Below are 12,029 nucleotides of genomic sequence, written 5' to 3'. Positions count from 1 at the left end.
GGGCTAGCAGGATTCGAACCTACGAATGACGGAGTCAAAGTCCGTTGCCTTACCACTTGGCTATAGCCCATTGAATAATCATCATGCAAAACATCCTTGAGTAAGCTACATGAGCTACTCCGCAAGAGGATATTTCGTGACATTCCACATACTAATTAATACTCTGTAGAAATTACAGCAGTATCGATTCAACATTGTTTATATCGTGTTATTTCGCATCTCTGAATATTATACAACATTCGGTATCTGTCAAATAAATGGTGGAGGATGACGGGATCGAACCGCCGACCCCCTGCTTGTAAGGCAGGTGCTCTCCCAGCTGAGCTAATCCTCCGAAATGAAGTAAAGATAGAAATGGGAGGTAAGATATATATAAATCTTACATCCCATTGTTTAATGACCCGTACGGGATTCGAACCCGTGTTACCGCCGTGAAAGGGCGGTGTCTTAACCGCTTGACCAACGGGCCATATTAGAGTTTGACTGGCGGAGAAGGAGGGATTTGAACCCTCGCGCCGCTTACGCGACCTACACCCTTAGCAGGGGCGCCTCTTCAGCCACTTGAGTACTTCCCCAGAATGGCTCCACAGGCAGGACTCGAACCTGCGACCGATCGGTTAACAGCCGATAGCTCTACCACTGAGCTACTGTGGAATAATGTAACGACATTACTTATTATAAAAACGAAGCAACTTGTTGTCAAGTACCTCTTATGTTAACCGCCTCTCTTGCGACGGCTTTTATAATTTATCACAGGTAAAACTCAGAGTCAACCCTTTATTTAACTTCCATTAATTTCCCTGAACACTTCCCACACACATACCTTTTTGTATCTATTTTTCTTTTCCTAACGTATTGTAGACCACAACCCTTACATATATACACATGCTGTTTTGTTACCTTTCTTTTTTTCACAGATTCTAGCGGTTTACAAAAACGCGGAGCATCCACCTTCTTTAGTAATTCACGAAAGTCTTGATCGCGGTGTTGATAACCCTTTCCTTCAAGGTGTAAATGATAATGACAAAGTTCATGTTTAATAATCCCTACCAGCTCATCAACTCCACGCTCTTTATAATACTTTGGATTAAGTTCTATATTATGCGAACGTAATAGATATCTTCCACCCGTTGTTTGCAGCCTGTTATTAAAGCTCGCCATGTGTTTGAACGGTTTTCCAAAATACTCTACAGAAACCTCTTCGACGATCTTCTGTAATTCAATTTGTTCCATGAATATTTATTCCCCTTCCATCTTTAGCGAACAGGACATACAACTACTGCATACACTATATATACTCAAACACTAGACATTTCACAAACAGAGCATCTAGTTATTTTCATACTTTCTAAAAATTGTTTACAACTATTATCAGTTTACTATTTCCATATTATCACGTTATTGTCCTTCCTACTTTAATTTCGATTTCATATTGAGGAGGTAAACCGAAATGCCCACTTGGCTCCAAAATCAAATGAAACGTGCCTATTACGAAAAAAATAGATACCAAATTAAATTGTTAAATCAATGCTGGTATTTTTACAGAAAAAAACACTGCTCGTAAGCAGTGTTTTTAGTTTTACTATTTTTGGGGAGGAAGCATTGTTAGTGCTACTCTTCCTTTTTTTACATCTACATCGTCAATCCACACTGTTACTACATCCCCCACTGATACTACATCAAGAGGATGTTTAACAAAATTATTACTTAATTTAGATATATGAACCAAACCATCCTGTTTTACGCCGATGTCTACGAACGCACCAAAATCAACAACATTCCGGACAGTTCCTTCAAGCTCCATACCCTTCGCAAGGTCTTCAAGTTTTAGTACATCCTTTTTTAATAGAGGTCTTGCCAATTCATCACGTGGGTCACGTTCTGGACGAATAAGGGCATCCGTAATATCTTTAATCGTAATTTCACCAATTCCTAATTCTGCAGCTGCCTCTTCAATCACAAGTGTAGAAATTGCTTCTTTTAAACGATCGCTTCCTAAATCATCGCTACTCAATCCAAACCGTTTAAGAAGCTTCTTTACTTCCTTATAGTTTTCCGGGTGTATACTAGTGCGGTCAAGCTGCTCGTCTCCATCAACAATACGAAGAAACCCTATACACTGTTCATACGTTTTAGCACCTAGGCGCGGGATATCCTTTAATTCGCTTCGACTCATAAACTTTCCTTGCTCATCACGCTTTTTTACAATGTTGTTTGCTACAGCTTTCGATAGACCTGCAACATATTGTAATAAAGAAGATGAAGCAGTGTTTACATTTACACCTACTTTGTTAACAACCGTCTCTACTACAAACGTAAGTGAGTCATTTAGTTTTTTCTGCGAAACGTCATGCTGATATTGTCCTACCCCAACAGATTTAGGATCTATTTTAACCAATTCCGCTAACGGGTCTTGAAGTCTTCTGGCAATCGAAACTGCACTTCTTTCTTCGACTTGAAAGTCAGGAAATTCTTCTCTTGCTAAATCGGAAGCAGAATACACACTCGCTCCCGCCTCATTAACAATTATATAGAATATTTCTTCACTTACTTCTTTTAATATATCTGCTACAAACTGTTCAGTTTCTCTGGAGGCTGTCCCATTTCCTATTGCAACCATTTCTACCTTAAAAGTTTCTAGGACTGCTTTTATTTTCTTTTTCGCTTCCTCTTTTTTATTAACTGGAGGATGAGGGTAAATAACATCAATTTTCAACACTTTCCCCGTTTCATCCACAACGGCTAATTTACAGCCGGTTCGGTAGGCAGGGTCTACTCCTAAAACTACCTTTCCCTTCAACGGCGGCTGTAACAATAAATTACGAAGGTTCTCAGAAAATATATGAATTGCTCGGTCTTCCGCTTTTTCTGTTAATTCCTTGCGTATCTCCCGCTCAATAGAAGGTTGAATAAGTCTCTTATAACTATCTTCAATCGTTTCAACTATATAAGGAGAAACAGATGAGTTTTCATTTTTTATCACTTTTCTATGTAAGTGAGTTAAAATCCGATCAAGTGGTGGATCAATGGTTACACGCAGTATTTCCTCTTTCTCTCCTCTGTTCATCGCGAGAACTCTATGCGGAACTACCTTACTAATTGGCTCTTTGTAGTCATAGTACATTTCATATACTTTTTTCTCGTCTTTTCCCTCGTCCTTTACATGGGTTTCAATTGTCCCTTGTTTAAAAGTTTCTGAACGAATCCATTGACGGAAAGAAGCATCGTCTGAAATCCACTCTGCAATTATATCCTTTGCTCCCTGTATTGCTTCTTCTGAAGTTAAAACCTCTTTTTCTTCAGATATAAATTGTGCAGCATATTGAGCTACATCAACATTTTGCGGGAATGTATAAAACCACTCCGCTAATGGCTCTAACCCCTTTTCCTTTGCTACCGTTGCTTTCGTTCTACGCTTTTGCTTATACGGTCTGTATAGGTCTTCTACCTGTTGAAGTTTTGTCGATTTTATAATGTCTTTCTCAAGTTCTTCTGTTAGCTTTCCTTGCTCCAAAATGAGGCGAATCACTTCTTCTTTTCGAGATTCCAAATTCTGTAGATAAGCCCATTTTTCCTGGATATCTCTTATTTGTACCTCATCTAAAGAGCCAGTAAGCTCTTTTCTGTAACGAGCAATAAAAGGAACAGTGTTACCTTCGTCCAAAAGCGAGATAACACTATTCACTTGTTTCGTTGTTACCGCTACCTCTTTTGCAATTGTTTTGATCATCATATCATTGGTTTGCAATGTCTGTGTCAAGTTCATATCCTCCTACTTACTCTTTACCTATCTAGTATTGTACCAAATGATTGGTGTTTTCTCACATTATCTATTCATTACTGCTTCCTGTAGTTTCCTAATAGCAGTACGTTGTATTCGTGACACATGCATTTGTGAAATCCCAACAATTTTCCCTGTCTCTTTTTGACTTCGCTCCTTTAAGTATGTGTGATGCAGCACCTTTTTCTCTCTATCTGTTAAAACATCCAACATACTTTCAAGCACTATTTTCCTATTAACTTTATCAAAACCTCGTTCTTTTTTACCTACCACATCATAAAGAGTTGTAGCTTTACCATCCTTGTTCGGTTCAAGCATACTATCAACCGACATTGCTTCATAGCCTTGTCCCATTTCCATTGCTTCAAGTATTGCGCTTTCTTCTACATTTAAATAGGTAGCAATTTCATGCGTTTCTGGCATCCTCTGAAGTTCGATGATAAGTTCTTCTTTTGCTCGTTTAATTTTTGAACCAAGCTCTTTAATCCTTCTCGGTACATGTAGACTCCATGTTTTATCTCTTAAAAAATGCTTAATCTCTCCAATGATTGTCGGTATTGCATAAGATTTGAAGCTTTTACCAACTGATCCGTCAAACCTTCTTATCGCATTCAGAAGCCCAACCATACCTGTTTGTACAATATCTTCATGATATATTTTACCTTTTGAATATTTCCAGGCTACAGATTCAACTAACCTTTGATATTTTTCAATGATTCTTTTTTCCACTTCTTTAGAGCCAGTTGACTGGAACTTCTGTATAAGCCTCTCTACTTCCTCATTCCGTTGACCTGTAGATTGCTTTTTCATATTTTCCACCTGCTCCTTTTATATTTGTTATTGGAATAATACCCCGTTTACCACTTCACTAAACAAATGCCCATTTCCTGCTATTTAACGTATTTGTTACGAAAGCAAAACAGTTTTGTAATATAACAATCACTATATTTTTCGGGCACAAAGTGTAAAAGTCTTTGGTAATCCAATATCATGAAGCTTATGGTTAGGCTCTTCTTCAAGGGTTTGGACAAACAATCCTTCTTTCGCAAAAGCCGTAATAATTTCTCCCAATGTCCAATACCGCTGTAATACTTTTGAAAGGTCTGACTGCTCATCCGATGTCATATGCTTTGTAAAAGCCACTTCTTTCGTATGTATAGATGGGTCAAAATAGTTACCTGTTACCTTATGTTTTTTACCTGTGGAGGTTATTAACTTAGTAGATATCGGATGGAACTCATGTAAAATAAACAGCCCGTCCTTCTTTAAAAGCTTTGCAATAACTTTAGCCAATGGAGTTAAGTCAATAAAATAGTGCAGTACCCCCAATTCCATTAAGAGTACGTCATTATTTGGTTGAACGTCCTTATCGAATACAGATAAAACATCTGACACAATATACGAAATCTCTACACCAGCCTCTTTTGCAACTTCTTCCGCAAACCTTTGATTTTCTTTTGAAAAGTCAATGACAGTTACATTCGCACCCAACAACGCTAGCGCTGTCCCCTTTATACCATTCGAACCTAACAAATGGACGATTTTTTTATCTTGGACATCGCCTAAATATTTATAAAAAGGATGAAGTCTCCATTTAGGGTTTTGTCTCACCTTTGCGGCTGCCTTAGCCGGCTCACCATAGCGATTTATTAACGCGACGTAATTATTTTGATTCCAGGCTGATTCATTATGTACTGTGATTTCTTGTTGTTTTCGTAAAAGGTGTTGATGAACTATTTCACTGAATTCGTTGTCCATATCAAATAAGTACGTATAGAGCGATTGACACCAGAGCTCCTCAATCTGAATACGGTAAGGATCTGTTTTTATAGCTATATTAAAAAGGCATTTAAATACAATGGTGAACCCATTTCTATTTATAACAAACTCTGCTTGGTCACTTTCTTTACTTATAGGTGTCGGATTGTAAGGTTGATACATATCATATAAAGTCTCAAATTGATCCCACTGAACAAGAACACGTACCCTATCTAATGTGTCAAACTCTATACCCTGTAACTGTAAGGCTGATTCTCTTATGAATTGGTAGGTTATATTTGCTTCTTCTAACTCTACAGCAACTTGTTTAGCCAGATATAAAAAATCAGAATTGCCCAAAAAGCACTCCTCCAAACACTTTAGTTGAATATATAAAACAAAAGAAGCTACCAACAAGGTAACTTCTCAAGACATATAACATATAAATAATTAAAAATCGATGAGTCCTAAACTAATTTGTAAGGCATCATCCACTCTGTCCATCATCTCTTCATCAAGATGTGTTATCTTATCGGTTAGGCGCTGCTTATCGATTGTACGAATTTGTTCTAACAGGATAACTGAATCACGCTCAAATCCATATCGCTCTGCATCAATCTCTACATGAGTTGGGAGCTTCGCCTTTTGAATTTGTGCAGTTATAGCTGCGACAATTACTGTGGGACTAAACCGATTCCCGATATCGTTTTGAATGACAAGAACAGGACGAACGCCTCCTTGCTCTGAGCCAACAACTGGGGAGAGGTCTGCAAAATAAACGTCGCCACGTTTTACAATCAAATGATTACCCCCCGCTAACTAAGCGTTCTACGGTGTGGTCAGCCTCAGATTCAGCCAAAAATGCCTCCGATGCAATAGTAAGGTTTATTTTTGCCATTTCCATGTAGCCGCGTCTCATAGACTCTGTAATTTGACGTTTCTTTCTTTCACGTAGATACATTTTTGTAGCCTGATAAATAAGTTCATTCCGGTTACCATTTTCTTGATTTACAAGACCATCTAACTCACTTAATAAGTTTTGCGGTAATCGTACTAAAATTTCTGTCGTTGCGCTGGATTCAGACACAAACATACACCTCCACCAACATGCCACCAATTATTCTACTCCACTGTTAATAATACCACTATTATGATTAGATGCAAACCCATATCTATTAATTCTTAATTATTATCGACATTTTAGATTGGTTTTTATGCACATGATTTACAAAATTACCAAATCATGCATTTCAACCCTTTATAAAAATGCTACCAAGGTAGAACTTTAGGAGTAATTCGTTCTATCTCTAATGTCTTAATAATGGATTTCTCACTTCAATTATACTCTTATTTCTCAAAAACATACGGGGAACACGAAAACTAATTGTACAGGTGACTTCATAATTGATGGTTTCTAAAGCTCTTGCTACATCATCTACATGAATGGTTTCGCCTTTTTGCTGACCGATTAAAGTCACTTTTGTGCCTCGAGAAAAATCCCTTGGAAGGCGGACCATAAATTGGTCCATACAAATACGGCCAATAATCTGGCAACGTTCACCTTCGATTAACACATGCGTATCCTGCAGTTTTCGAATCCAACCGTCCGCATATCCTACAGGAACAGTACCTACCCACATATCTTCATCCGCAGTAAAAGTTGCACCGTAGCTTACCTTTTCACCCTTTGTAATCCACTTCACATGGACAAGCTTGCTATGGAAGGAAAAAGCTTCTCGTAGCTCAAAAGGAAGCTGATCTCTTATTTCTATAGACGGTGTCATCCCATACATTCCTATTCCAAGACGTACAGCATTAAATACCATATCAGGGAAGCGAAGCCCTGTCGCACTATTTGCGCAGTGAATCATCTTTGGCTTTTTCGGTATCCACTCTAACATCTGAAGAAAGTTTTTGTATTGCTCCTCAAAATAAGAGGTATCTATTTCATCAGCTGTCGCAAAGTGTGTAAATACACCTTCTAAGCTAAAATGAGGGGCTTCCTCTATTGCATGAATAATAGCCTGAAGTTCATCTTTTTCCTTTACTCCTAATCGGCCCATTCCCGTATCTAGTTTTAGGTGAAAAAGAGCAGGCAAATTTTCTTCGTAAATGTCTAGCACTTCATCTAGCCATTCTTTATTAAATACCGTCAGTGCTATATTATTCTCCGCAGCAATTTTTACATCTGTTGGACGTGAAGCACCAAGTACAAGAATTGGAGCCTCAACTCCACCATGCCGTAGTGAGATTGCCTCATCAAGAAACGCCACCGCAAGATAGGAAGCACCCGCTTCAAGCGCAACTTTCGCAACCTCCACATCACCATGGCCATATGCATTAGCCTTAACAACAGCCATAACGTCAACCTCTTCTGGTAAAAAACACTTCATATTACGTACATTTTGAGCAATACAATCCAAATCAATTTCAACCCAGGTATCCCGGTAAAAATGAGTGGAGTCCATGTGAATACACTTCCTTAAATCAAATGTGCCTAAGCGTATTGCGCCCAGATATCAAGCTTGTTCTATAGACTACCTTTGGAAAATCTGAGGCATCCGCCGGAGGCATTAATTTATACATGAATATATTTACCTTACTTCTATCAAAAACAAAAATATGTTATATAAAATTAATTTCCACCTACTTAATATATGTTCGATTATCGATTGTAGGTATGTCCATGTCAATGGTAACAATTTATTAAGTTCATTTTACCACGAAAAACCCCTTTGATTGAATCAAAGAGGTTTAACAATATCTTCTTTATTATTTAAATATTAGCACCTTACCAACTGTCCCATCAGAGCTTTGCCCGACAACGCGGAATTTTAGTCCGTAGTTTGTGATATTACGCCCAGCATCTACATGGCCAGCATTTGTATAATCTGCACTATCATCAAATAGTGGCGAACGTTGAGTAAAGTTATCTTTCATTGTAAATTGTCCAGGGTAGTCGAGGAACATCTTTTCTGATTTATCAAGACTGAATGCTGCATCATGCACTTGATAACGTGATGACGCGACTGCCTTATCACTCCAATAAAGAGTATGTTGATCGGCGTCCACTACTCCTAAGAAGCCATCACCAGGATGAGCACCTGTCCAGTTGTTGTCATAGCTTTCGTCTACATACCAAACAACCAGACCTTTATCATAAGACATTAAACTAGCTCCACGACGGATGTTTTTTAAACCCTCGTCCACACCATTATGGGATCTCCATTCTAGTAGGTAGTAGTGGTTAGTTGTGTATTTTCCATCATGTTTCTCAAACCCATCTAATGTAAACTTCGGTTCTCCCTCTGCGCCATCAGAGAATACTTCACTACCGTCGGCCGTTACCTTAATATTATCAGCGAAGAAGCCGTCAAGGTTTGTTGCCCAGTCAGTCATGGAACGGAATTGAAGTTTTATTTCTTGTCCTGCATAGTCACTCAAATCAATAGTTTCATGTACCCAGCCATTGCTTGAACCTGTATAGCCTGGGAGATTTTCTGCGATTTCTGGGTAGCCATCAGGATCAAGCGTGCTTGTAGTTCTATCACTTGATAAGGATGTCCATGAAGATCCGCCATCTGTGGATACCTGTACCATTGCGTAATCCCAATCTTGCTCAATGTTATACCAAGCATCAAAATCAAGGGTTGCACTAGCTGCTCCTGTTAAATCAACTGTAGCAACCATTTTGTGGTCAACTTCGTCACCCTTACCACCATAATATTCAAATGCCCCAGCCGCTGGAGTATTTAGTATATTCAATTTATCCGGAAGGTCAATTCGAACTGCGTCATCGTTTGTGCCTTTTGTTACCCCTTCATCAAGAAGGACAGTTTCACCTTTATTTGTTATATCATCTGCACTTAGAGTAGTACCGCTCAACCAGTTACCACCATGCCATGCTTGAAGCTGTTGTTTAGCATACGCACTAAATCCTGGCGGCTCAGTCCCCGGAAGCGCTCCTGCCCAGCTACCACTTGCCATTACGGACCAATAACCAATTGCTTCCCCCGATCCAGTGTATTGAGTATCATACTCATCAGGTAGTCCTAAATCATGACCAAACTCATGAATGAACACACCAGCAGCACCATCTTCCGGTTCAATTGTATAATCATACGCACCTAGAAGACCGCCAAAACGATCACTATTAGATGTTCCACCAGGAACAGCAACTAATCCTCCAAGATTCCAGCGATGCGACCAAATTGCATCTCCTCCAAGAGAACCTCCACCAGCTTCTTCACCAACACCAGCATGAATAATCATTAAGTGATCAATTAAACCATCTGGCTCATTATAAATACCATCACCATCGTAATCATCCCTATCCCAAACATCATATTCACTTAAATCTACATTTGGGTCCTGCCCAGCCTTAGTAAGTGCTTCATAAACTAACGTACGAGGACGTGCATCACTTCCATCAGGTGTAGGGACGTTTCCACCATAATATGCTGCCGGATGGTCAGCAGTATACCAGCCAGCAACTGTACCGTCTACCGTATAACTTCCTCCCGATTGTTGCTCATAGTACTGCTTCATTGAAATAAAGTTCTCACCATTCGGACCCTCGTAACCATCTTTTCCAAAAATCATATTTTGAAAGTGATCACGTGTATAGTCTTCATACCACATATCTGTTTCTTCTTTAGTAATCGAACTCTGTTTGTAATCTGGAAAATCAATCTTAAGCACAAGAACCTTATCTGAACGAACTTCATCCTCATAACTTTCTTCCACAACCGAATCTACAGTATTCTTCTTAGCATGTCCAAGCTTATTACCCTTTCCGCTCTTTAAACCATTATCGCCTGTTTTCTCACCGGCTTTTAAGTTCGCATCTAGTCCCTTTGGAAGCTTGTCCAATGTCTTCCCAGAACCTGCTGCCTTTTCCTTCAAGTATTTATTCAAGGCTTTTTCCGCATCAGCCGGCGAAGCACCCTTCGCAATTTCCCCATTCTTCTTCAACATTTCAATAAGTCTTTCATCATTCGCAATACCGAGATCAATTGGTGCTCCTTGTGATGATAGTTTCGGAGAATAATTAGACGCACTTACACTCGGTGTAATAGTTGGACCTGCAAGAAGTCCAAAACTTAAAGATAATGCCATTGCTGTAGATAGAACTTTACGTTTTCTCAATCGTACCCCTCCTAGTAATTTTAATCGCGATACCCCTATCGAATTGACTACAAAAGTATGTACTTGAAACCCCCTCACAACTATTGGACTAGCCTAGCTTTTTCAATGTATCAGAAAATTCTTTAAAAATTTGTTGAAATTCTATGCTTATGATAATTTTCTTTCGCTAAATTCTTCTTAAAATGTTGCCATTCCGACAAATTGGCTTATTATACTTTTTTCGTAAAATAACTCGAAGGTCGAAATACATAGAAAATAAAAAACAGGCCCACATTATGAGCCTGTTTTCATACTTATTTAGTTGCCTTACCTTGAACAGTACGAGCAACTGTGATTAATTCATCTTGTGTTAAGTCTTCAGAGGCAATCATGTAGTCAACTCCATTATGAGTCCATGAGATTGCTTTGTCTGAAAGGATACCAACTGTAAATCCAAGATCTACAGGTTCACCGCTAACAGATATTGTTGTACCTACTTCTGCTACACGTGCTCTTTCTTGGATCATTGTGAATGACTTTTCTCCACCGAATGTCATGATCATTCGAGTGCCATTCTCTGTTTTCATTTCTTTTTCTTCAATAAGTTCTACGCCCGCAATTGCATCTTCGGCTGGATATAAAACTTCTAATGGTGCTTCATCAACTTCTCCCATTACCGGAATTTCTTCTAGGTTCGCTGTTGACATGTTTTTATCTACATCAAACGCAGATTTATCAAAGCTAGCATCAAACTCAACCTTTGAGAATTCTACTAATAGTAAAACTTTACGATCAGGATCCATTACTTTCACACTCATTGGAGTTAGATCCTTTTTATTAAATGTGATCTCTTGAGTTGGCAGCATTTTATTATTTTTGTAATTTGTTTTTGTTTCAAATACATAATGGTCTTTTGTTGCAGTAAATTTCGCCTCTGGATCTTCCTTCACATCATGTACTAATGATTCAAAAAGATATGCTTGGCTACTATTTTCTGGCCATTCGCTTTGGAAACGGAAGCTCTTATTAAGTGCAGGTGTTAATACGAAAACTCCCTCATCGTTTCGTAAGATCATTTGGCTCTGATCTTTTTCAGCATTTTTTAGGTTTACACGATAGTAAGTAGGCTCCTTGTGCCAAATTTCCACTTCGTATACTTGTGGATCATTTCCTGTTTGAAGCGTCATTTTTGCATCTGCTTTATAGCCAGTCATTTTTGAAACCTTTTCGTCTAACTCACTTACTACATCTTCTTGCGATTTCTCCCCACATCCTGCGAGTACAAGGGCAATGAGTAGCCCTAATAACAACAACAATACATTTTTCTTCATTTCCTTCTTCAACCCCTTTGCCTCATATCGAC

The 12,029-nt window shown here is 38.7% G+C and carries 10 protein-coding genes and 4 tRNA genes; 1 reads left to right on the top strand and 13 read right to left on the bottom strand.

Going from position 1 to position 12,029, the window contains the following annotated elements; genetic code table 11:
* Positions 1–258 precede the first annotated feature (258 nt).
* From AB3M96_RS19270 to AB3M96_RS19250, 5 genes are all read right to left on the bottom strand, one after another.
* Positions 259–334 (bottom strand) — tRNA-Val (locus AB3M96_RS19270).
* Between the two features lie 63 nt (positions 335–397).
* Positions 398–469 (bottom strand) — tRNA-Glu (locus tag AB3M96_RS19265).
* A gap of 15 nt (positions 470–484) precedes the next feature.
* A tRNA-Ser gene (locus AB3M96_RS19260) sits at positions 485–575 on the bottom strand.
* 4 nt (positions 576–579) lie between these two features.
* Positions 580–654 (bottom strand) — tRNA-Asn (locus AB3M96_RS19255).
* A 123-nt stretch (positions 655–777) separates the two neighbouring features.
* Positions 778–1,233 (bottom strand): SprT family protein, encoded by a 456-nt coding sequence (locus AB3M96_RS19250; RefSeq protein WP_412969226.1) that lies wholly within the window; start codon positions 1,231–1,233, stop codon positions 778–780.
* A 217-nt stretch (positions 1,234–1,450) separates the two neighbouring features.
* Between AB3M96_RS19250 and cmpA the strand changes: the two genes are divergently transcribed.
* Positions 1,451–1,564, top strand: coding sequence for a cortex morphogenetic protein CmpA (gene cmpA, locus AB3M96_RS19245; RefSeq protein WP_087947091.1), 114 nt, complete (start codon positions 1,451–1,453; stop codon positions 1,562–1,564).
* Between the two features lie 18 nt (positions 1,565–1,582).
* On the opposite strand, the gene AB3M96_RS19240 is transcribed toward cmpA, so the two are convergent.
* The 8 genes from AB3M96_RS19240 to AB3M96_RS19205 all read right to left on the bottom strand — a co-directional run bounded on the left by AB3M96_RS19240 (position 1,583) and on the right by AB3M96_RS19205 (position 11,997).
* Entirely contained in the window at positions 1,583–3,766 is a 2,184-nt protein-coding gene (locus tag AB3M96_RS19240) for a Tex family protein (RefSeq protein WP_412969225.1), read from the bottom strand.
* A gap of 60 nt (positions 3,767–3,826) precedes the next feature.
* The gene (sigB, locus tag AB3M96_RS19235) at positions 3,827–4,591 is read right to left on the bottom strand and encodes an RNA polymerase sigma factor SigB (RefSeq protein WP_412969224.1); all 765 of its coding nucleotides are present in this window, start codon (positions 4,589–4,591) and stop codon (positions 3,827–3,829) included.
* Between the two features lie 132 nt (positions 4,592–4,723).
* The gene (locus AB3M96_RS19230) at positions 4,724–5,899 is read right to left on the bottom strand and encodes a class I SAM-dependent methyltransferase (RefSeq protein WP_412969223.1); all 1,176 of its coding nucleotides are present in this window, start codon (positions 5,897–5,899) and stop codon (positions 4,724–4,726) included.
* A gap of 90 nt (positions 5,900–5,989) precedes the next feature.
* Positions 5,990–6,340 carry a type II toxin-antitoxin system endoribonuclease NdoA gene (gene ndoA / locus AB3M96_RS19225; protein ID WP_010284636.1) on the bottom strand — a complete coding sequence of 117 codons (351 nt, stop codon included), beginning with the start codon at positions 6,338–6,340 and terminating at the stop codon, positions 5,990–5,992.
* 4 nt (positions 6,341–6,344) lie between these two features.
* Entirely contained in the window at positions 6,345–6,626 is a 282-nt protein-coding gene (locus AB3M96_RS19220) for a CopG family ribbon-helix-helix protein (protein WP_412969222.1), read from the bottom strand.
* 220 nt (positions 6,627–6,846) lie between these two features.
* Positions 6,847–8,007 (bottom strand): alanine racemase, encoded by a 1,161-nt coding sequence (gene alr / locus AB3M96_RS19215; RefSeq protein ID WP_412969221.1) that lies wholly within the window; start codon positions 8,005–8,007, stop codon positions 6,847–6,849.
* 304 nt (positions 8,008–8,311) lie between these two features.
* Positions 8,312–10,687, bottom strand: coding sequence for an immune inhibitor A domain-containing protein (locus AB3M96_RS19210; protein ID WP_412969220.1), 2,376 nt, complete (start codon positions 10,685–10,687; stop codon positions 8,312–8,314).
* 293 nt (positions 10,688–10,980) lie between these two features.
* Complete coding sequence (locus tag AB3M96_RS19205) at positions 10,981–11,997, bottom strand: LolA family protein (RefSeq protein ID WP_412969230.1); 1,017 nt, start codon at positions 11,995–11,997, stop codon at positions 10,981–10,983.
* Positions 11,998–12,029: the final 32 nt, after the last annotated feature.

This window comes from Ferdinandcohnia jepli, assembly GCF_047246645.1.
Taxonomy (GTDB): domain Bacteria; phylum Bacillota; class Bacilli; order Bacillales; family Bacillaceae_L; genus Ferdinandcohnia.
This window is presented reverse-complemented; position numbering and strand designations above follow the sequence as displayed.

What these genes read in the sequence shown, in the direction of transcription:
- AB3M96_RS19250 (WP_412969226.1), bottom strand. Translation starts at nt 1,233, where the DNA reads ATGGAACAAATTGAATTACAGAAGATCGTCGAAGAGGTTTCTGTAGAG.
- cmpA (WP_087947091.1), top strand. Translation starts at nt 1,451, where the DNA reads ATGCCCACTTGGCTCCAAAATCAAATGAAACGTGCCTATTACGAAAAA.
- AB3M96_RS19240 (WP_412969225.1), bottom strand. Translation starts at nt 3,766, where the DNA reads ATGAACTTGACACAGACATTGCAAACCAATGATATGATGATCAAAACA.
- sigB (WP_412969224.1), bottom strand. Translation starts at nt 4,591, where the DNA reads ATGAAAAAGCAATCTACAGGTCAACGGAATGAGGAAGTAGAGAGGCTT.
- alr (WP_412969221.1), bottom strand. Translation starts at nt 8,007, where the DNA reads ATGGACTCCACTCATTTTTACCGGGATACCTGGGTTGAAATTGATTTG.
- AB3M96_RS19205 (WP_412969230.1), bottom strand. Translation starts at nt 11,997, where the DNA reads ATGAAGAAAAATGTATTGTTGTTGTTATTAGGGCTACTCATTGCCCTT.